This is a genomic window from Micromonospora sp. CPCC 205539, assembly GCF_036906815.1.
Classification (GTDB): Bacteria; Actinomycetota; Actinomycetes; order Mycobacteriales; family Micromonosporaceae; genus Micromonospora.
Genome location: NZ_JBAKHW010000054.1, coordinates 1 through 19,129 on the forward strand (window position 1 = coordinate 1; position 19,129 = coordinate 19,129).

Consider the following 19,129-nt stretch of genomic DNA (forward strand, 5'->3'; position numbering starts at 1 on the left):
AGGACATGCCGCTGACCGAGGCCGCGCAGACGGTGCAGGTGTCGGCCTACCCGGACGCCTACGCCCAGTGGGAGCAGCAGGCCGCCGACCTGGTTGCCCAGTACTGGAACAGCTGACCCCAGAACGAACCCACCGCTGGCCGGCACCCGAAACACCGGGCGCCGGCCAGCGACCCCTCACCGCCGCACCACCCGACCGCTGGCCGACACCCCGAACACGGGGGTGCCGGCCAGCGGCATCTCCACCGCCGCACGACTCGAACCGCCGGCCGACACCCCGAACACCGGGTGCCGGCCGGCGGCATACCCAAGCCGAGATCTTGGCCAGTTTCCGTAGCTCGGAACGGAAACAGTTTGAGATCTCTCGACGTACCCCTGGGTTTGTCAGTTCTTGGCGTGGTCGCGCGTGCGAAGGATGTCGATGAGCGCGGCGATCAGCGCGAGCACGACGATCCCGGTGGCCAGGATGAGCGCCCCCTCGAAGGCGGCGGTCCAGTCTCCGTGGCTGTCGGCGAGCGAGGAGAAGAACATCGAGCCGACGGCCGCGATGCCGGCCGCGGCCCCGATCCGCTGACCGGTCTGGAGCATGCCGGCGCCGCTGCCGGCCTGCGGTACGGGCACCTGGGCGAGGGTAAGTGTCTGGTTGGGGGCGATCACCAGCCCACTGCCGAGGCCCGCGACGAGCAGCGGGCCGGCGGTGACCCAGGGCGTCGGGGCGTCCGGTGCGAGGCGGAGCGCGACCACCACGGCGGCCAGCCCGATCACCACGGCGAGCAGACCGATACCGACCAGTGGCCGGCCGAAGCGGTTGACGATCCGTCCGCCCAGGATCGCCGACGCGGCCGAGCCCAGGGCGAACGGCGTGATGGCCAGGCCGGAGATGAGCGCGCTGTAACCGAGGCCGTTCTGCAGGTAGAGGGTGAAGATGAAGAAGATCGCGGTGAAGCCGCCGAAGTAGATCAGCGCGATGAGCGACCCCAGGGTGTACGACTGGAAGGTGAACAGTCGCAGGTCGAACAGCGGTTCGTGATGCCGGCCGTACGACCGCTCCCACAATCCGAAGCCGACCAGCACCACCAGGCCGGCAGGGATGAGCGCCCACTTCCAGGGTGTGTGCCACTGCTGCTCCTGCACCAGCGGCAGCAGGATCAGCACCACGCCCACGCCGAGCAGCAGCACGCCAACCGGGTCGAGGCGACGCTGTGTCGATTTGCCCTCCGGGCGGCCGGGTAGCAGCCGCCAGCCGAGGATCAGCGCGAGGATGCCGACCGGCACGTTGACGAAGAAGACCCAGCGCCACCCGTGCTCCTCGCCGCCGATCGCAATGAGGAGTCCGCCGAGCAGCGGCCCGACCGCGGTGGAGATACCGATGGTGGCGCCGAGCAGCCCGAAGGGGCGCGCCCGCTCGGGGCCCCGGAACAGCTCCTGGATCAACCCGATCACCTGGGGATTCACCACACCGGCGGCGGCGCCCTGGAGCAGGCGGGCGGCGACCAGCCACGTGGGGGAGGTGGCCAGGCCGGCGAGCGCACTGGTCACGGTGAACAGCGCGATCCCGAAGACGAACGCGTTGCGCCGGCCGCGCGCGTCGCCGAAGCGACCGGCCGGGACCAGCGCCAGGCCGAAGGTGAGCGCGTACCCCGAGAGGACCCACTGCAGGTCGCTCGGGGTGGCGTGCAGCGCCTTGTCGATCGACGGCACCGCGACGTTGACGATGCTCACGTCGAGCAACGTCATGAACGCGGCGACCAGACCGACCCCGACGGCCTGCCAGCGTCGTCGGTTCTCGGCCGCGTCCACCGTTGACGGTGTGTGCGCCGCACTCATGGAGCCCCCCGTTGACCGTCGATCATGCATCGCTGACCGCTACCCCGGTCACCGGGGGGTGAATCGTCGCGGGTGGTCCCGAGCGTCACGCCATCTGGCGGGCGCAGAACCGGGGACCGAAGTCGAGCCCGGCCATCGGCGAATCCTCGCGGTGCAACAGGCCCTTCTCGGTGAGCAGGTGGAGCGGGGCGTTCAGCTGTTCGGTGCTCAACCCGGACTCCTCGGCGATCATGTCCGGGTACGGCACCTGTCCGCGTACCTCAAGGGCACTGACCGCTTGGTACACCCGTTGCTCGACCTCTGACAGTTGCACCTGCTGCATGATGCCTCCTTCGTTCCGTCCGCCTCTGTGCAGGCGGTTGCGCTGCGCCGGTTACCCCCTGCGTGACCGAAGATGCCCACTCGATCGGGCGGCACGCGGCGTGCGGCGCGCCCGGTGCTGCCGGTGACTGGTGCCCTAGGCTGCACCGGTGATCGTTTGGGATCTCGTCGTCGTCGGCGCCGGCCCGGCCGGGCTCTCCGCGGCCTACGCCGCCGCCCGCGCCGGCGTCCGCACCCTGGTTGTCGAGCGGGCCGTGCACCCGCGTTACAAGACCTGCGGCGGTGGCCTGATCGGCACCTCGCTGGCCGCCGTCGGGGATCGGATCGAGGTCCCCGCGCACGACCGGGTGGACCGGGTCACGTTCACCCGGGACGGACGCCGCGAGTTCACGCGCCGGCACGACAGCCCGGTGGTGACCATGGTGCGCCGGGAGGAGTTCGACGACCGGTTACGCGCGGCGGCCGTCGCCGCCGGCGCGGAGATGCGGGAGCGGGTCGCCGTCCGCGCGATCGAGCAGGACCCCGAGGGGGTACGCCTGCGACTGGCCGACGGTACGACGCTGACAGCTCGCGCGGTCATCGGCGCGGACGGCTCCTCGGGGGTGACTGCCCGGCACGTGGGCGTCCAGTACCGGCAGGTGGATCTGGGGCTGGAGTTGGAGGTGCCGGTGCCGCCCGCGGAGCAGGAGCGCTGGCGGGGGCGGCTGCTCCTGGATTGGGGCGCGATGCCGGGCTCGTACGCCTGGGTCTTTCCCAAGGGTGACCGGTTGACCGTCGGTGTCATCGCGGCGCGGGGCGCGGGGGAGGGGACCCGGGAGTACCTGCGGCAGTTCGTTGACCGGCTGGGGCTGACCGGGCTGCCGGCGGAGCACGACTCGGGTCACCTGACCCGCTGCCGCGGCGAGGACTCGCCGTTGCGGCAGGGTCGGGTGCTGGTCGTCGGGGACGCGGCCGGGCTGCTCGAGCCGTGGAGCCGGGAGGGCATCAGCTTCGCGCTGCGCTCCGGTGAGCTGGCCGGCGTAGCGGTCGCCGACGGCGATCTGAGCGGCTACGAGCGGGCGGTGGCCGAGCGTCTGGTGCCGGAGATGCGGGCGGGCTTCCGGCTGCTCGACCTGTTCACCAGTCGCCCGGAGGTGTTCCACGCGCTGTTGGCGACTCCGCCGGGGTGGCGGATGTTCGTCCGCTTCTGTCAGGGCCGAGCGAGCTTCGACGAGATGCTGCAACGTCGGTCCATCCGGGCGGCCCTCGCGGTGCTGGACCGGATGCCGAACCCGCGCCGAGCGTCTGCGCCGGCCCGCAGCTGATGACCGGCGGGCCGTGGCGGTCCGCTCCTGATGAGCCGGCCGTTTGCCTTGGTCCGTTCCTGGGCGCCTGCCCGCCCGCCTCCGGCCCGTCGGCCCGCCCTCGACGGAGCCGGCGCCTGACGGCTTGGACCCGGCGTGCCCACGCCCAACCATTCACCCAGGATCCTAGGATGCCTTACGCGACGTGAGCACCGACATCCGCACAGACTGCGCTGTCAGATCCAGTGGCGCGAGACGCCTCGGCAACCGGACAATGGCGTGGGAGCGAGGGGGTGGCGATGGCTGAGCAGCCGTTCACCGATGACGAGTACGAATTCCTCCGTCACGCCCGCTTCGGGGAGCTGCCGCCCGCGGTTCGCCCCGACGAGCGGGTGGCCCTGACCGAGACCGAAGCACGGCGTGACCGTCCCGACCCGTACGACGACCCGTTCCGTTGGGACCTGCGCCACGGCGGCTGACAACGCGCGACGGGCCGCGGGTGTCGTCACCCACGGCCCGCCAGCGATCTGGTTCGGTCAGAAGACCGGCACGCCCTCGCGCACCAGCCGCCAGTTCGGCTGGAAGAAGTCGGCCGGGTCGATCGTCCCCTTGGCCTGCGCCCAGTCGATGAGCAGCTGACGGATCTCCTGCTGCGCGTTGTAGACCTGGGTCTTCACGATGCCGGGGAAGTTGCCGCCGCCGCTGCGCCGGTAGTTGTTCACCGCCACCACGAACTGCGCGTTGTCCGCCACCGGGTCGTCGGTGCCGGGCAGCACCAGCCGGGTGATCCGCTGGCCCACCGGCTTGGCGACGTCGATGTCGTAGTCCACGCCGGAGAACACGTCGTAGTTGTAGTCCGGCACCGCCGGGTCACTGATCTGCTCCGGGTCGACCGGGGCGCCCGGGGCGAGGGTGCGGAAGAACTTCGCCGAGTACTCCAGGTACGCGCGCACCTCGGCACCGCTCAGCACCACGGCCTCGAGGGTGTTGTCGTACACGTACAGGCCGGCCACGTCGCGGATCTTCACGTCGCCGGCGGGGAAGACCGCGGTCCGGCTGAACGGCGCCGCGATCGACAGCACCGGCAGATCCGCGTACGCGGTGCCGGCCAGCGCCGCGCCGACCACCTCGGTCTGCACGTGGTTGATGAAGTCCAGGATCGGGGTGTCCTTGTACCGGGATTCCGCGGCCGACAGCTCCACCGTGGACGTCGCGACCACCTGGTTGACGTACGCCACGGTCTTCTGGTGCTGTGACCGCACGGCGGCGAGCACCTTCGGGTCCTCGACCACGGTGTTGGTGTTCAGCATGGTGGCGGCCTTCTTGGTGATCGTCCACCGGCCGTGCTCGCGGGTCAGGTTGAAGTCCATCCGGGTGAGCCGCTGGCCCCACTTCGACGGCTCGGAGAGCAGCACCTGCGCGCCGGTCCGCTCGTTGGTGACGAAACGCTCGACCACCTCGTTGTGCGCGTGCCCGAAGAGGATCGCGTCGATCCCCGGCACCTGCTGGGCGATCAGCGCGACCGGGTTTTCGTTCGGCAGCTCCGGGCCGTAGCTCGAGGTGCCGCTGTCTCCACCGTGCGCGGAGATGAGCACGAGATCCGCGCCCCGGGCCCGCATGATCGGCACCCACTTCGCGGCGGTCGCGATCATGTCGTCGAAGCGCAGCTTGCCCTCGACGTTGCCCTTGTCCCAGATGGCCACGCCGGGGTTGGTCAGGCCGAGAATGCCGACCCGCAGGGTCGGCGCGGCAAAGCCGAGGTCGACCTTCTTGATGACGTACGGCAGGAAGGCCGGCTTGCCGGTCCTCGCGTTGATCGCGTTGGCGGCGAGCGCCGGGAAGCCGAGCTGACGGATCCACAGGTCCAGCAACGGCAGACCGTAGTTGAACTCGTGGTTGCCCAGCGTCACGGCGTCGTAGTCGATGACGTTCATCGCCCTGGCCATCGGGTGCTTCTCACCGGTGGCGGTGATCGGCTCCTGCTTGGCGTAGTACGTGGCCAGCGGCGTGCCCTGGATGGTGTCGCCGGCATCGAGCACCAGCGTCGCCTTGCCACGCCGCTCACGGCGGATCTGGTTGATCAGGGTGGCCAGCTTCGCGACGCCGATGTCGTTGTGCTTGCTGTCGTCGTACTCGGCGTCGCGGTAGTAGTCCCAGTTGTTGACGTTGCCGTGAGTGTCCGACGTGCCCAGAAGGGTGAGATCCCAGGTGCGTGACCGGGCCGCGCCGGCCGCCTGCGCAGGCGCGGCGGCGATCAGCGGGGCGGTCGCCGCCGCGGCCGCGGCGGCGAGCAGCTGGCGACGCGACGGGCCGGAGGGAGAGGTCATGAGGTGCCTTTCCATGGGGGTGGACGCGCTTCGTGGGCGCCTCGCGCACCATAACCAGCGCCAGTCACTCCCGCCACGCCAGCCCCGGCCGGTGTCGCTGATTCCTCCGGCCGCGATCGGCGTTGCATCCGGGTGGTCGCTGAGCGCTGACGTCCGTTCGCGACGCTGTGGCTGGAGACTGCTCACCGTGCTGTGCTGGGAGGTCGAGTTGGGGGCCGGGGTCAGCGTGGCCAGGCCGAGAGCCGTCGTCGGATTCGTGCGACGTCGGCGGGGGCCAGGCCGTAGCGGCTGAAGCGTTGGTCGGGCAGCCGGTCCAGGTAGCGCCCGGCCGCCCGAACGTCCGCCGGATCCAACGCCGGGTCGACCTGCCGGGCCAGCACCAGCAGCTCGGTCACGTCATACTGCTCGAGGGCTGCGGCCACGTCGATGTAGTCCCGAACCTCCCGCCGGTTGACCAACGCCGCGACCTTGTTGGCGACCAGATCGCGGACGTCCATCACCGGGCCGAGATCCATGACCACCGGGCTCTGCTGCCGGTCGAGCCTGGCCAGGCTGAGCCGGATCTCCCGCCCGTTCCGGCTCACCACGAAGTCCTTCATATCCCGCCCGTACCCGTCGAACAGCTCGGCGAGGTCGCTGTCCGGGTCGGCGTCGGAGACGGTGAAACCGGCCCGCTCCAGGGCCAGCCGGACACCGGTGGAGGCCGCAGCCGCGGCGCCCTCCACGTCGGCGAAGAGGTCGACGTCTTCGGTGGGGCGTGCGACCAGCCCGTGTGCGGCCCAGGCGACGCCACCGCCCAGCACGAACCGGTGTGGCCCCGCCGCGGCCAGCGCCACCCGGGCCACCTCCCGGTAGAACTCGTGCAGGTGCGGTGCGATCACGCGGCGCGCAGGCCGCGGTGCCGGCTCTCCCAGGCATGACGGACGCCCCGGGGCAGGTTGAGCAGCCGCCACACCCGACGCAGCAACCGCCCGTTGATCAGGACGCGCAGGTCTTCGGTGCGGGTGGTCTCCCGCAGCACGTTCTCGTACATCCAGAGCAACTGGTCGGGGTCGCCGAGGTCGAAGGTGCGCTCAGCGTTCCACATCAGCCGAATCGGCAGCTCCACCACGCCCCGGGTAGGCCCGGCCAACTCGGCGAGGGTCCGCGCCACCACGGCAGGACGACCCGGGCGGGCCAGGAAGGCCACGCCGGTCGTGGTGGGGGAGACGGCCTGCATGGTGTCAGGGTAGCGCCCAGTCCTGCCGGTGTCGCTGAGGTCTCGCGTGATCGACACGAGGTCGGTGATACCGCGGTGTCCCGATGGCGGCGATACCCCGTTGTCAGCGATCCCGAGTCGATCGTGCTCAGATGTCTGGTTATAGGCGGCGACGACGGGGCGGTCTGGTGTTTACTGCCTGGTTCCTGCTTGTTTGCACTGTGACCGGGTGCACTCGTGGGGTGGAATCGTGGCCGGGCCGGGGTCGTTACATACCCTGACGATCGCAGGAGCGCCCCGGCGTGGCCGGATGTCAGGGCCCGCAGGATCGGCCCGCCCGCATGGGGCCGGATGGCGGAGTCCCCCGGGCCGGAATGTTGACCGGCTGGCGGTCGTTGCACATGGACCCGGCGCCACGAGGCCCCCGCCCGTCGGCCGCCGACAAGACCTTTCCCCCCGCTTGTTGCAGCGCCGGACGAGGTGCTCACACCCGCACACCGACCCCCCGGTCGGCCTGGGTGTCTACCCCCGAAGGAGCTTCCCCATGAACACGATCATGCGTAAGAGTGTGCTGTCTGTTGCTGGTCTGGCGTTCGCCGGTGGTGTGTTCGCCGGCCCGATCGCCGCCCACGCCGCTACCCCCGTCACCGATGGCAAGCCCGTCGCGGTCGCCGTTCAGGGCGACAAGCCGGACATGGGCAAGCTGATCCCGCACGGCACCCAGGGTGAGCAGTCCCGGATCACCCTCGACGGTGAGCAGACCGCGGATGCCAAGGCGATCATCGCGGCCACGAAGAAGGCGGGTCTGCCGGCGCGGGCGGCGGTCATCTCGATCGCGACGAGCTTGCAGGAGTCGAAGCTGGAGAACCTGGGTCACCTGGGTGACGCCAACGACCACGACTCGCTGGGCCTGTTCCAGCAGCGCCCGTCCAGTGGTTGGGGTACGCCGGAGCAGATCACCGATCCGGCCTACGCGACGACCGCGTTCCTGAAGGGTCTGCGCCAGGTTGATGGTTGGCAGGACATGCCGCTGACCGAGGCCGCGCAGACGGTGCAGGTGTCGGCCTACCCGGACGCCTACGCCCAGTGGGAGCAGCAGGCCGCCGACCTGGTTGCCCAGTACTGGAACAGCTGACCGCAGAACCACCGAACAGCCTCGACCGCTGGCCGGCACCCTGAACTTCGGGGTTCCGGCCAGCGGCATCACCGCCGCAAGACTCGAACCGCTGGCCGGCACCCGAAAACCGGATGCCGGCCAGCGGCATCTCCATCCCTGCAGCACGCCGATCAGCGCGCACCGCCGGCAATCTTGGACAGTTTCCGTTCCGCGCGAACGGAAACTGTCCAAGATCTCGCGAGCGGGGGAGTGGGCGAGTGGGCCGCCGGGCGAGCGGGCCGTCGGGGCCGTTGGTCGGGTCGGCCTCACGGCCTCACGGCCTCACGGCCTCACGGCCTCACGGCCTCACGGCCTCACGGCCTCACGGCCTCACGGCCTCACGGCCTCACGGCCTCACGGCCTCACGGCCTCACGGCCTCACGGCCAACGGAGAGCGGAGAGCGAGACGGACGTGGGTGCAAGGGCGAGTAGGAGCAGGCCACCCCCCCCGATTCAGGATCTTCTATCGAAGGGCCGCCTCGGCCCGCGATCCGGGTATACCGTGGTGCCGTACCGTGAACGGGTCGATGCCCGGCGGAACGGGACAGATCCGTCACCTGAGCGACGCCCCCGCCTCTGTTGTGATCGAATGTCCAATGGAGGCGTTCAGGCGGCTGGTGCCCCTCCCGGTCTTCAAAACCGGTGTGGTCCGGGACCCGGGCCAGGCGGGTTCGATTCCCGTCCGTCTCCGCCAATGGTGCTGCAGGAGATGTCGATGAGTGAGGGCTCGGTGGACCCGCGACGCCGGGTGCCCCGCACTGACGTGCTGCTCGCCGATCCGCTGCTGGCCGCGGCCACCGCGACGCTCGGCCGGGACCGGGTCAAGGCGGTTGTCGCCCAGGCGCAGGAGCGGGCGCGGCGCGGCGAGATCGGCCCCGACGAGGTTCGTGACGCCGCCGTCGCCGGCCTGCCCGCGCCGGGGCCCCGCACGGTGCTCAACGCCACCGGCGTCGTGCTGCACACCAATCTGGGTCGGGCGGCGTTGTCACCCACCGCGGTCGCCGCGGTGTTGGCCGCCGCCGGGCACACCGACGTCGAGTTGGACCTGACCACCGGGCGGCGCGCCCGCCGGGGCCGGGACGCCCTCGACGCGCTGGCCGCCGCCGTACCCGACGCGGGCGCCGTGCACGTGGTCAACAACGGCGCGGCCGCGCTGGTGCTGGCCGCCACCGCGCTGGCCGCGGACCAGGAGATCGTGGTCAGCCGCGGCGAGCTGGTGGAGATCGGCGATGGCTTCCGGCTGCCCGACCTCTTGGAGAGTACGGGTGCGCGACTACGGGAGGTGGGCACGACCAACCGCACCACGTTGGCGGACTACGCGGCCGCGGTCGGCCCGAAGACCGGGTTCGTGCTCAAGGTGCACCCGTCCAACTTTCGGGTCACCGGCTTCACCGCCGCCACCCCGGTACGCCAGTTGGCCACCCTCGACGTGCCGGTGGTCGCCGACATCGGCTCCGGGCTGCTCACCGCCGATCCGCTGCTGCCCGACGAGCCGGATGCCGCCGGCGCGCTGCGGGCCGGTGCCGCACTGGTCACCGCCAGCGGCGACAAGCTGCTCGGCGGCCCACAGGCCGGTCTGCTGCTCGGTGACGCCGAGTTGGTCGACCGGCTGCGCCGCCATCCGCTGGCCCGGGCCCTGCGGGTGGACAAGCTCACCTTGGCCGCGCTCGCCGCGACCCTGCACCGGCCGGACACGCCGACCCGGGCCGCGCTGCACGCCGATCCGGTTGAGCTGCGTCGACGGGTGGAGCGGCTGCGCGATCGGCTCGGCGCGGAGGGCCGGAAGGCGGAGGTGGTTCCGGCGGTGGCCGTGGTCGGTGGCGGTGGCGCTCCCGGCGTGGAGCTGGACTCCTGGGCGTTGAGCTTGCCCGAGCGGTACGCCGTGCCGCTGCGCACCGATGACCAGCCGGTCCTCGGTCGGGTGGTGCGCGGCCGGCTGCTGCTCGATCTGCGCTGCGTGCCGGGTGACGCCGACGACGCGGTCCGGGCGGCAGTGCTGCGCGTCCCCGAGGGTGACTGAGCGTGTTCGTCGTCGCCACCGCGGGCCACGTCGACCATGGCAAGTCGACCCTGGTCCGGGCGTTGACCGGGATGGAGCCCGACCGGTGGGCCGAGGAACGCCGCCGGGGGATGACCATCGACCTGGGTTTCGCCTGGACGGCGCTGCCGTCGGGTGGCACGGTCGCCTTCGTCGACGTACCCGGGCACGAGCGCTTCGTGCCGAACATGCTCGCCGGGGTCGGTCCGGTGCCGGCGGCGCTGATCGTGGTCGCCGCCGACGAGGGGTGGATGCCCCAGTCCGCCGAGCATCTGGCCGCGCTGGACGCGCTCGGCGTCGCGTACGGCCTGCTGGTGGTGACCCGTGCGGACCTGGCCGATCCGGGGCCGGCGACGGCTCGGGCGCGGGCCGAGATCGCCGCGACGAGCCTCGGCGCGGTGGAGGCGGTGGCGGTCAGCGGGTTGACCGGCGCCGGTCTGCCGGAGCTGCGGTCCGCCCTGGACCGGCTCGCCGCCCGGCTGCCGGGCCCCGCCCTGCAGGCCCCGGTGCGGTTCTGGGTGGATCGCAGCTTCACCGTGCGGGGCAGCGGCACGGTGGTCACCGGCACTCTCGGTGCCGGCCGGCTGCGGGTCGGCGACGAACTGGAGTTGGCCGGTGCCGACGATCTGGTCCGGGTCCGTGGGCTGCACTCGCTCGGCGAGGCCCGATCGGAGGCGACGGCGGTGGCCCGGGTGGCGGTCAACCTGCGCGGCACACCTCGTGATCAGCTGGGCCGGGGCGATGCGCTGCTCACCCCGGGCCGGTTCCACCGCACCGACCTCGTCGACGTCCGGCTCAGCGGTGACCCGGCGGCTGACCTGCCGGCCACCCTCACCCTGCACGTCGGGTCGGCGGCGGTGCCGGTACGGGTCCGCCCGCTCGGGCCGGACACCGTCCGGCTCCGGCTGGCCCGCCCGCTGCCGCTGCTGGTCGGTGACCGGGCGTTGCTGCGCGACCCGGGCCGGCACCACGTGACCGGCGGGGTACGCGTGTTGGACGTGGCGCCGCCGCCGCTGGTGCGTCGGGGTGCGGCCGTCGCCCGCGCGCGGGTCCTCGCCGAGCTGGACGGTCGGCCCGACCTGGCCGGGGAACTGCGCCGCCGGCGGCTGGTCCGCGCTGGCACGCTCACCCGGATGGGGGTGCCGGCGCAGGCCGCTCCGGTGGCCGGTGACTGGCTGGCCGATCCCGACCACTGGCGGCGACTCGGCGAACGGCTGACCGAGGAGGTCAGCCGGTACGGGCGGGAGCACCCGCTGGAGCCGGGTATGCCGGTGGACGCGCTGCGTCAGCGCCTCGCCCTGCCCGACCGGCTGCTGGTCGAGGCGCTGGTGCGGCCGCCGCTGCGCGTCCACGCCGGCCGGGTCGGGGCGCCCGGCGCGAGGGCGCTGCCCGAGCCGGTGGCCCGGGCCGTGGAGCGGGTCCGCGTCGAGTACGCCGACCGACCGTTCCGCGCGCCGGAGGCGGACCGCCTCGTGGAGTTGGGCCTCGGTCCCCGGGAGATCGGAGCTGCCGTACGCGCGGGCGCGTTGCTGCGGCTCGCCGACACCGTGGTGCTGCTGCCCGACGCGCTCGACAACGCGGTGAAGGTGTTGGCCGGGCTGCCCCAGCCGTTCACCCTCTCCGCGGCCCGGCAGGCGTTGGACACCACCCGCCGGGTGGCGGTGCCGCTGTTGGAGTTGCTGGACCGCCGCGGTGCGACCCGTCGGCTACCCGACGACGCCCGGGTCGTCGTCACCTGATCGACTGACGCGGGCTGACCTGGGCAAGCGGCCACCCCGGTACGGGCCGTCACCTACGGTGACGCCATGGACCCCTCGGCGATCTGGCGGGACCGGCAGCATCGGTGGCGGATCGAGGCGTACCGCGCGCCGGATCTGCGGTTCGCCATCTTCGCCACCAACGGTCCCACCGAGTCGGCTCCGCTCTGGCTGTTCGGCATGTCGGCGTTGGCCCGGTGGTTGATGACGCATGCCATCTCGCTGGACGACCTGGAGGTCGACTGAGGGTGGGCCGGCCGGAACCGGACCCGGAGCCGCCGCCGCTGGGGTTGAGTTGCCTCAGGCGGCGGACGGGGGTACGCGATGGGCGGTCAGCTCGGGCAGTTGGCGCTGGTGGCCGTGCTGGTGCTGGTCAACGCCGTGCTCTCCGGCAGCGAGATGGCGCTGGTGACGCTGCGCGAGGGGCAGCTGCGCCGGTTGGGTCGGCGGGCCCGCGCCGGTGAGCGGCTGCTGCAACTCTCCCGTGACCCGAACCGCTACCTGGCCACCATCCAGCTCGGCATCACCCTGGCCGGGTTCCTCGCGTCGGCGGCGGCCGCGGTGTCGTTGGCCGAGCCGCTGGTCGCGCCGCTCGGTTTCCTGGGCACGGCGGCCCGCCCGGCCGCGGTGCTGCTGGTGACGGTGGTGCTGACCTTCGTCACGCTGGTGCTCGGCGAGCTGGCCCCGAAGCGGCTGGCCATGCAGCGGGCGGAGCGGTGGGCGCTGCTCTGCGCGGGCCCGTTGGACCTGCTCGCCCGGGTGTCCCGCCCGGCGGTGTGGCTGCTGAGCTGGTCCACCGACCGGGTGGTCCGGTTGTTCGGCGGCGACCCGCGGGCCAGCCGGGAGGAGATGACCGAAGAGGAGCTGCGGGAGATGCTGGTCAGCCAGCGTGGCCTGTCGTCCCAGCAGCGGGAGATCCTGACCGGCGCGTTCGACATCGCCGGCCGGACGCTGCGGGAGATCCTGGTGGCCCGTCGGGAGGTGACCGCGTTGCCGGCCACCCTGCCCGGCGACGAGGGGTTGCGTCAGCTCGCCGCCGCCGGTCGGTCCCGCGCGCCGGTGACCGGCCCGGGTGGCCTGGACGAGGTGATCGGCGTGGTGCACATCCGTGATCTGGTGCAGGCCGGCTCCGCGGCGGTCGGGGAGCGGGTCCGGCCGCCGCTGCTGCTGCCGGTCACGCTGCCGGTCGCGGACGCGTTGCGGCAGCTCCGGCAGGAGCACCAGCAGCTGGCCCTGGTGGTCGACGAGCACGGTGGCATCGACGGCATCGTGACCCTGGAGGACCTGCTGGCCGAGGTGGTCGGCGAGCTGTACGACGAGACCGACCGGGATGTCAGCGGGGTCGTGCGGGAGTCGGACGGGTCGCTGCTGGTCGCCGGTGACTTCCCGCTGCACGACCTGCCCGATCTGGGGGTACGGCTGAGCTTCCCGCTGTCGCGGGAGTACACGACGGTGGCCGGGCTGGTGTTGGCCCGGCTGGGTCACCTGCCGAGCGCGCCGGGGGAGACGGTGCGGTTGCCCGGGCTGACCCTGGAGGTGATGGAGGTCGCCGACCGGGCGGTGCGCCGGGTGCGGCTGCGCGGGTTCGCCGCTGACCGTTGACCGCGCGCGCGTCACACGGACGGGGGACTCCACCGCCGAACCCGCCCGCGACGGTGGTGGGCTGCCTAGCGTGCGGTACGTGAAGGACCGAGGGTTTCGGACGTTCGTCACGGTGCTGGCCGGCCTCGCGGTGATCTACTTCGGCAGTACCGGTCGCAGCCCCGAGGAGGGCCGTGGCATCTCCGGTGGGCTGGTGGTGCTGGCGCTGCTCGCCGCGCTGCTGGTGTGGCACCTGACCCGGCCCGGGGACAAGACGGTGAAGTGAGCGCCGTCAGCGGGCGGCGCGGGTGACCTCGCTGGCGGATTCCTCGCCGAGCGCCACCCGGACCAGCGCCGAGGCGAGCCGGCCGAAATCCGGCTCGTCGACCAGGCCGGCCAACTTGTCCGGTGAGCCGGGCAGGCCCAACTGCTTCGCGCCGGCCAGTGCCCGGCGGTCGGCGTACGGGCGCAGGTCCGGCCAGACCGTCTGGGCTTCGCGGAGGTAGATCTCCGCGCCGGTGGGCCCGATGCCGGGGAACTCGGTGAGCCGTCGGCGTAGCCCGGCCGGGTCGCCCTGCGCTTCCCGGTGCAGCCGTCGCAGGTCGCCGTGCCACCGGTCCAGGCACAGTCGGGCGCCGTTGCCGAGCATGGTGGCCGTCCGTTCGTCGTAGCGGCGGTAGTGACCGCGGCCGAGCGCGTCGACCCGTTGCTGCCAGCTCGCCGCGTCCATCGCCTGTGGCGTGCGGTAGCCGGCGGCGAACAGCTCCCGCGCGGCGTCCACCGCCAGGCACGCCCGGATGCGGCTGCTCAGCAGGGTGGTCAGCACCAGCAGCTGGTAAAGCGGTCCGGGTCGGTCGGAGAGCCGGATGCCGGCCTCCTCCGCGTACGTGCGGCTGCGCCGGTCCAGCAGCGTCCGCACCACCGTTCGATCGTTGCCCACACACGCTGGGTACCCGCGCGGCGGCCGGCTAGCCCTGCGCCCCGGAATGCCGTCGGGTCGGGTGGGTATGCCGGCGGTGGAGGCGGTTGATGCCGTCTGCCGTACCCGGAGGGGAGACACCGGATGACCAACCCGCAGCAGCAGGAGCTCCGACGCAACGCGTTGGGCGCCACCAGCCAGGACAGCAAGCGTCCCGGCCCGAGCGGGCACCCGGCCAACCGCGGCACGTCCCGCGGCGACGACGGCCGACCGGTGCCCAGGGGGCAGGTGTCGCCGTACGGCCCGGCCGGTGAGCCGGTGGCCGACGACGAGAGCGACACCCGGGCCTGACTAGCGTCCCCGACGTGACGGCCGCCGCAACCTGTTCCAGGTGACGGCGGCCGTCACGCCGAACGCCAGGTGCGGAATGATGTCCGAGATCCAGTCCGAGCGTGTCCAGGTGCGGGGGTCGCTGATGCCCAGCGCCGTGATGGACCCGTCGGTCATCGTCATCACCCCGGCGCCGAGCAGCCCCGTGGCCACGGGCAACGGTTGCCGCCGGCCGTGGGCGTACAGCCCGAACGCGACGCCCGCGCCGATGCCCAGCGCGTAACCGATCAGGGCCCCGAGGGCCGAGCGGCGGTTTGCCGCCCGGTCCCCGGAGCCCAGGTCCAGATGTGCGATTCCCGCGAGCTTGTCAACGGTCTCCTCCGGTGTGCCGCTGGCCGCTCGGGCCCGCCACGCCATGTCGAGGTAGCCGACGACGTTCAGCGCGGTGCTACCGACCGCGCCCGCGATGGCACCGTCGGTCACTACGGCCCGCCTCACTTCGGGTCGCCCGGTTCGCGCTCACCCTTGGGGCCGTACGCGCGGTCGCCGCGGACCACCCCACGTTGGCCCCGATCGTCCTGCAGGATCCGGTTGGCGACCTGGTCGGCCTTGCCGTCGGGCACCCGCCGTCCCTCGTTGTCGATCGCGTTGCGCAACCGCGCCCGCTGCTTGTCGTACGCGTTGCTGCCCGGCCGTGGTCCTGGCATGTGCCGCCTCCTTGGTCGCCGTTGGCGTACGGCGGCCGTCTACCCGTCTGCGCGCGGGCCAACCCCGGGGTCTCAGCGGGGGGCGCGGACCACGGCGACCGGGCAGTGCGCGTGGTGCAGCACCGACTGGCTCACCGATCCCAGCAGCAACCCGGTCACCTCGCCGCGCCCCTGCCCGCCGACGACCAGAAGTTGCGCGGAGCGGGACGCGTCGGCGAGCACCGCGCCGGTGCGACCGTGCACCGCCTGGCGGGTCAGCCGCAGTCGCGGGTGTCGCTCGGTCAGCCCGGCCAGCGACTCGGCGAGCAGCCGATCCTCCTCGCCGTGCAGCTGCGCCTCGTCGTACACCAGGGGTTGCATGTCTCCCGGGCCGGTGCTGCCGGGGTGCCGGTAGGCGCGCACCGCCCGCAGTGGCGCGTCGCGCGCCACGGCGGCCTCGGCGGCGAACTCGAGGGCGAGCCGGGAGGCCGCCGAGCCGTCCACCGCGACCAGCACCGGCTCGTCGGGCCGTTCCGCGCCGCGGGCCACCAGCACCGGGCAGTCGGCGTACGCGGCGACCTGCACCGCCACCGAGCCGACCACCAGCGCGGCGAACCCGCCCAGCCCTCGGTCGCCGAGCACGATGAGCGCGGCGGTGGGGGACTCGCCCACCAGCACCGCGGCGGCCTCGCCGTCGATGATCTCGCCGGAGATCGACAGGCCAGGCGCGGTGGCCTCGGCCTCGGCCACCGCGGCGGCGACCAGCTCCTCGGCGCGGTGGCGTAGACCGCCGCCCGGTGGCGCGTCCGGGGCCGGGGAGACCGGCACGTGCAGCAGCGGCCAGATGAAGCCGTGCACCACCCGCAGTGGCCGGTGCCGACGGAGGGCCTCGGCCGCGGCGAGGCGTGCCGCGCGCAGGGCCGGCTCCGAGCCGTCCACGCCGACCACCACCGCCGCGCTGTTCGCCGCGTTCACCGGCCACCTCCCGCCGGGGCCAGTATCGCGGGCGGGGGCCGCCGCGCGGAGCGATACCGCCCAGCACGTCCGGGTCGGTACGCTGGCGACGATCAGTCGGGGAGGGAGCGTCATCGATGGGTGAACCGGACCAGCCAAGCACCGCTCGTATGATCGATTACTGGCTCGGCGGGAGCCATCACTTCGGCGTCGACGTGGGCGCCGCGACCGCCTTCGAGCAGGCGTACGGGCCGTGCGCGCCGGTGTTCCGGGAGCTGCGGGCGTTCCTCGGCCGGGCGGTCGGGGCCATCGCCGGGCAGGGTGTCGACGGGTTCCTCGTCTTCGGCGCTGGGGTGCCGACGATGGGTAACGTGCACGAGGTCGCGGCCGAGGCCACCGTCCTCTACACGGACGTCGACCCGGTCACCATCCGGCTGGGGCAGCGTATCCTCGCTGGCAGCGACCGGGCCGGTTACGGCTACGGCGACGCCACCGACATCGGCAGCGTCGATCCGGCCCAGCTGCACCGCTTCGTCCCGGGGTGGGGTCGGCGGCCGGTCGGGGTGGTCTTCCTCGGGCTCGCCGCGTTCCTCGACGACGACACGCTGACCCGTACGCTCGACGAGTTGTACGAGACGGCGGCGCCGGGCAGCCAGCTCGCGATCGACTTCGACACCGAGGAGTTGGCCGGTCATCCGGAGGCGCTGGCGATGATGGGGCCGGCGTTCCGGATGCGTCCACCGGCGGCGTTCGCGCCGTTGCTGGGTCGGTGGGCGCCGACGGCGGACGGGATCGTCCCGGTGCAGCGGTGGCGGCCGGACGGCGCGCCGGCCGAGGTGCCCGACGCGTTCCACGGCGTGCTCGCGACCCGGGGCGCCGACTGACCCGCACCGGCGGGCCGCGCTGGCGCCTCCGTATGATGCTTGCCCTGTAGCAAGCTTTTCGAGAGGATGCCCATGGTGGACGCGCCGGACGTGGTGTCGCGCGCGCTGCGCGAGGCCCCGCCCGACCAACTGGTCGAGGCCGCGGACCGGGCGATCCGCTCGGCGCTGGGCGCGGTCCGCACCGACGTGTTCGTCGCCGACTACCGGATCAGCGGGCTCTGGCCGATCCTGGACCCGGACCTGCCGGCGGCCGGGTTCCTGGCCTGTCACACGATGGCCCAGCGGTGTTTCAGCAGCCAACAACCGGTGCACGACAGCGTCGAGCAGGGCGCGTGCCGGCTCTACCTGCCGTTGACGGTGTGGGGGGAGCGGCTGGGCGTACTGCTCATCGAGCTGCCCACCGCACCGGGGCCGGCCGTCACGGGCGTCGCCGCCGACATCGCCGGCACCCTGGCGGTGGCGATCCGGGCCGCGGAGCGGGAGACCGACCGGTACCGGCGGGCGCGACGCCGCGAGCGGCTCAGCATGGCCGCCGAGATGCAGTGGGACCTGCTGCCCGGACGCAGCGTCTCCCAGGACGCGTTCCACCTGGCCGGTCAGCTCGAGCCCGCGTACACGGTGGGCGGGGACCACTTCGACTGGTCGCTGGACGGCGACCGGCTCACTCTCACGGTGCTCAACGGCGATGGCAGCGGCCTGGCCGCGTCGATGTTGACGTCGGTCACCGTGAACGCGATGCGCAACGCGCGCCGCTCCGACGGCGGCCTCGTGGAGCAGGCGGAGTTGGCCTCGGACACGGTCTACTACCAACACCGGGGTCAGCGGCACGTGGCCACCCTGCTGCTGGAGTTGGACACCGGCACCGGGCGGGTGCGGGCGGTCGACGCGGGCTCCCCGCGCCTGCTGCGGGTGCGTGGGGCGGTGGTCGAGCCGGTGCACCTGGAGCAGCAGCTGCCCCTGGGCATGTTCGCCGAGACCCGTTACGAGCTGCAGGAGTTCCAGCTCACGCCGGGTGACCGCGTCTTCGTGGTCAGCGACGGCGTGTGGGCCGCGGAGCCGGCGGGCCGGGAGGCGTACGGCGAGCGGGTGATGGCTCGTTCCCTGCGCGCCACGCGGTTGCAGCCGGCGACCGAGGCGGTTGGTACGGTGATGCGCGAACTGCACGCCTACCACGCGGAGTCCGATCTGCGCGACGACGCGGTCGTGGTCTGCCTGGACTGGCACGGCCCGCGGGGGCGGGACGGCGGGTGACTGTCGCCGGTCCGCCGGGCGGGCATCAGCGCGACGACGGCAGGGGACATCGGGTGGAGCGACCTGTGGACTTCGCCGCGGCGATCGACGCGGCCGCTGAGTCGCTGATCGCCGTGCTCGACTCGGCCGCGTCGCGGCACCAGGTGCCGCCGACCCAGCTGCGGGTGCTGGCGTTGATCACCAGCCGGCCGCAGACCAACGTGAACCGGTTGGCCGAGCTGCTGGACGTGGTGCCGTCCTCGGCCAGCCGGCTCTGCGACCGACTGGAGGCGACCGGTCTGTTGCGTCGGGTGCCTGATCCCCGGGATCGCCGCGAGGTGCGGTTGGTGCCGACCGCCGCCGCGCACAGCCTGCTGGGGGAGCTGGCCGAGCGGCGGCAGCGCGCGGTGCAGGTGGTGTTGGACCGGATGCCGCCGCGGATGCAGCGCGAGTTGCTGGTGGCGTTGCTCGCGTTCGGTCGGGCGGCGGAGACCCAGGTGGTGCCGGATCAGCAGACCGAGCCCGCAGCCCATCCACTAGTATCCTAGGACGCTCTACGCGTGGTGATCCACGCCACAGTGCGGCACAGCCGCACCGAACGGCACGCGGCGACACCGGAGCTTCAACCAGAGCCCGATA

The 19,129-nt window shown here is 72.7% G+C and carries 21 protein-coding genes and 1 tRNA gene; 13 read left to right on the top strand and 9 right to left on the bottom strand.

What is annotated here, in order from left to right; translation table 11 throughout:
- Positions 1-383: 383 nt before the first annotated feature.
- Complete coding sequence (locus tag V6V47_RS29505) at positions 384-1,826, bottom strand: MFS transporter (RefSeq protein ID WP_334631739.1); 1,443 nt, start codon at positions 1,824-1,826, stop codon at positions 384-386.
- Between the two features lie 85 nt (positions 1,827-1,911).
- Positions 1,912-2,148, bottom strand: a complete 237-nt coding sequence (locus V6V47_RS29510; RefSeq protein WP_334631741.1) for a hypothetical protein — start codon at positions 2,146-2,148, stop codon at positions 1,912-1,914.
- Positions 2,149-2,296: 148 nt separating this feature from the next.
- Here V6V47_RS29510 and V6V47_RS29515 point away from each other — a divergent pair, with 148 nt between their 5' ends.
- Both V6V47_RS29515 and V6V47_RS29520 read left to right on the top strand, forming a co-directional pair.
- Entirely contained in the window at positions 2,297-3,451 is a 1,155-nt protein-coding gene (locus V6V47_RS29515; protein ID WP_334631743.1) for a geranylgeranyl reductase family protein, read from the top strand.
- A 278-nt stretch (positions 3,452-3,729) separates the two neighbouring features.
- Positions 3,730-3,909: a hypothetical protein gene (locus tag V6V47_RS29520; RefSeq protein ID WP_334631744.1), complete on the top strand. Its 180-nt coding sequence runs from the start codon at positions 3,730-3,732 to the stop codon at positions 3,907-3,909.
- A 57-nt stretch (positions 3,910-3,966) separates the two neighbouring features.
- On the opposite strand, the gene V6V47_RS29525 is transcribed toward V6V47_RS29520, so the two are convergent.
- From V6V47_RS29525 to V6V47_RS29535, 3 genes are all read right to left on the bottom strand, one after another.
- On the bottom strand, positions 3,967-5,757 hold the full coding sequence (locus V6V47_RS29525) for a bifunctional metallophosphatase/5'-nucleotidase (protein ID WP_334631745.1): 1,791 nt from the start codon (positions 5,755-5,757) through the stop codon (positions 3,967-3,969).
- Positions 5,758-5,978: 221 nt separating this feature from the next.
- Positions 5,979-6,638 (bottom strand): nucleotidyl transferase AbiEii/AbiGii toxin family protein, encoded by a 660-nt coding sequence (locus V6V47_RS29530; RefSeq protein ID WP_334631747.1) that lies wholly within the window; start codon positions 6,636-6,638, stop codon positions 5,979-5,981.
- Positions 6,635-6,976 (bottom strand): hypothetical protein, encoded by a 342-nt coding sequence (locus V6V47_RS29535; RefSeq protein ID WP_334631748.1) that lies wholly within the window; start codon positions 6,974-6,976, stop codon positions 6,635-6,637. Before V6V47_RS29535 ends, V6V47_RS29530 begins: the two co-directional genes overlap by 4 nt.
- Positions 6,977-7,499: 523 nt before the next feature.
- On the opposite strand from V6V47_RS29535, the gene V6V47_RS29540 reads away from it, so the two are divergent.
- From V6V47_RS29540 to V6V47_RS29570, 7 genes are all read left to right on the top strand, one after another.
- Complete coding sequence (locus V6V47_RS29540) at positions 7,500-8,090, top strand: hypothetical protein (RefSeq protein ID WP_334631750.1); 591 nt, start codon at positions 7,500-7,502, stop codon at positions 8,088-8,090.
- 619 nt (positions 8,091-8,709) lie between these two features.
- A tRNA-Sec gene (locus tag V6V47_RS29545) sits at positions 8,710-8,805 on the top strand.
- A 21-nt stretch (positions 8,806-8,826) separates the two neighbouring features.
- Positions 8,827-10,131, top strand: coding sequence for an L-seryl-tRNA(Sec) selenium transferase (selA, locus tag V6V47_RS29550; RefSeq protein ID WP_334631752.1), 1,305 nt, complete (start codon positions 8,827-8,829; stop codon positions 10,129-10,131).
- 2 nt (positions 10,132-10,133) lie between these two features.
- A complete protein-coding gene (gene selB / locus V6V47_RS29555; protein ID WP_334631753.1) occupies positions 10,134-11,888 on the top strand; it encodes a selenocysteine-specific translation elongation factor in 1,755 nt (584 codons plus the stop codon).
- Between the two features lie 66 nt (positions 11,889-11,954).
- Positions 11,955-12,152: a hypothetical protein gene (locus V6V47_RS29560; protein WP_334631754.1), complete on the top strand. Its 198-nt coding sequence runs from the start codon at positions 11,955-11,957 to the stop codon at positions 12,150-12,152.
- Between the two features lie 78 nt (positions 12,153-12,230).
- A complete protein-coding gene (locus V6V47_RS29565) occupies positions 12,231-13,508 on the top strand; it encodes a hemolysin family protein (RefSeq protein WP_334631755.1) in 1,278 nt (425 codons plus the stop codon).
- A gap of 79 nt (positions 13,509-13,587) precedes the next feature.
- Complete coding sequence (locus V6V47_RS29570) at positions 13,588-13,773, top strand: hypothetical protein (protein ID WP_334631756.1); 186 nt, start codon at positions 13,588-13,590, stop codon at positions 13,771-13,773.
- Positions 13,774-13,779: 6 nt separating this feature from the next.
- On the opposite strand, the gene V6V47_RS29575 is transcribed toward V6V47_RS29570, so the two are convergent.
- Positions 13,780-14,427, bottom strand: a complete 648-nt coding sequence (locus tag V6V47_RS29575; RefSeq protein WP_334631757.1) for a hypothetical protein — start codon at positions 14,425-14,427, stop codon at positions 13,780-13,782.
- A gap of 123 nt (positions 14,428-14,550) precedes the next feature.
- Here V6V47_RS29575 and V6V47_RS29580 point away from each other — a divergent pair, with 123 nt between their 5' ends.
- Positions 14,551-14,757, top strand: coding sequence for a hypothetical protein (locus tag V6V47_RS29580; protein ID WP_334631759.1), 207 nt, complete (start codon positions 14,551-14,553; stop codon positions 14,755-14,757).
- Here the strand turns inward: V6V47_RS29580 and V6V47_RS29585 are convergent, their stop codons facing one another.
- The 3 genes from V6V47_RS29585 to V6V47_RS29595 form a co-directional block, all read right to left on the bottom strand.
- The gene (locus V6V47_RS29585) at positions 14,758-15,234 is read right to left on the bottom strand and encodes a hypothetical protein (protein WP_334631760.1); all 477 of its coding nucleotides are present in this window, start codon (positions 15,232-15,234) and stop codon (positions 14,758-14,760) included. It lies immediately after the preceding gene.
- Positions 15,231-15,443 (bottom strand): phosphatidylethanolamine-binding protein, encoded by a 213-nt coding sequence (locus V6V47_RS29590; protein ID WP_334631762.1) that lies wholly within the window; start codon positions 15,441-15,443, stop codon positions 15,231-15,233. The genes V6V47_RS29585 and V6V47_RS29590 overlap by 4 nt, the downstream gene beginning before the upstream one ends.
- Positions 15,444-15,515: 72 nt before the next feature.
- Positions 15,516-16,397: a universal stress protein gene (locus V6V47_RS29595; protein WP_334631763.1), complete on the bottom strand. Its 882-nt coding sequence runs from the start codon at positions 16,395-16,397 to the stop codon at positions 15,516-15,518.
- A 116-nt stretch (positions 16,398-16,513) separates the two neighbouring features.
- On the opposite strand from V6V47_RS29595, the gene V6V47_RS29600 reads away from it, so the two are divergent.
- The 3 genes from V6V47_RS29600 (at position 16,514) to V6V47_RS29610 (ending at position 19,038) form a co-directional block, all read left to right on the top strand.
- Entirely contained in the window at positions 16,514-17,260 is a 747-nt protein-coding gene (locus tag V6V47_RS29600; protein ID WP_334631764.1) for an SAM-dependent methyltransferase, read from the top strand.
- A 72-nt stretch (positions 17,261-17,332) separates the two neighbouring features.
- Positions 17,333-18,511 (top strand): PP2C family protein-serine/threonine phosphatase, encoded by a 1,179-nt coding sequence (locus tag V6V47_RS29605; protein WP_334631765.1) that lies wholly within the window; start codon positions 17,333-17,335, stop codon positions 18,509-18,511.
- A 53-nt stretch (positions 18,512-18,564) separates the two neighbouring features.
- Positions 18,565-19,038: a MarR family winged helix-turn-helix transcriptional regulator gene (locus V6V47_RS29610; protein ID WP_334631766.1), complete on the top strand. Its 474-nt coding sequence runs from the start codon at positions 18,565-18,567 to the stop codon at positions 19,036-19,038.
- Positions 19,039-19,129: the final 91 nt, after the last annotated feature.

Coding starts and splice junctions, on each gene's coding strand:
- V6V47_RS29505 (WP_334631739.1), bottom strand. CDS start 1,826: ATGAGTGCGGCGCACACACCGTCAACGGTGGACGCGGCCGAGAACCGA.
- V6V47_RS29510 (WP_334631741.1), bottom strand. CDS start 2,148: ATGCAGCAGGTGCAACTGTCAGAGGTCGAGCAACGGGTGTACCAAGCG.
- V6V47_RS29520 (WP_334631744.1), top strand. CDS start 3,730: ATGGCTGAGCAGCCGTTCACCGATGACGAGTACGAATTCCTCCGTCAC.
- V6V47_RS29525 (WP_334631745.1), bottom strand. CDS start 5,757: ATGACCTCTCCCTCCGGCCCGTCGCGTCGCCAGCTGCTCGCCGCCGCG.
- V6V47_RS29535 (WP_334631748.1), bottom strand. CDS start 6,976: ATGCAGGCCGTCTCCCCCACCACGACCGGCGTGGCCTTCCTGGCCCGC.
- V6V47_RS29540 (WP_334631750.1), top strand. CDS start 7,500: ATGAACACGATCATGCGTAAGAGTGTGCTGTCTGTTGCTGGTCTGGCG.
- selA (WP_334631752.1), top strand. CDS start 8,827: ATGAGTGAGGGCTCGGTGGACCCGCGACGCCGGGTGCCCCGCACTGAC.
- V6V47_RS29560 (WP_334631754.1), top strand. CDS start 11,955: ATGGACCCCTCGGCGATCTGGCGGGACCGGCAGCATCGGTGGCGGATC.
- V6V47_RS29565 (WP_334631755.1), top strand. CDS start 12,231: ATGGGCGGTCAGCTCGGGCAGTTGGCGCTGGTGGCCGTGCTGGTGCTG.
- V6V47_RS29580 (WP_334631759.1), top strand. CDS start 14,551: ATGACCAACCCGCAGCAGCAGGAGCTCCGACGCAACGCGTTGGGCGCC.
- V6V47_RS29590 (WP_334631762.1), bottom strand. CDS start 15,443: ATGCCAGGACCACGGCCGGGCAGCAACGCGTACGACAAGCAGCGGGCG.
- V6V47_RS29600 (WP_334631764.1), top strand. CDS start 16,514: ATGGGTGAACCGGACCAGCCAAGCACCGCTCGTATGATCGATTACTGG.
- V6V47_RS29605 (WP_334631765.1), top strand. CDS start 17,333: ATGGTGGACGCGCCGGACGTGGTGTCGCGCGCGCTGCGCGAGGCCCCG.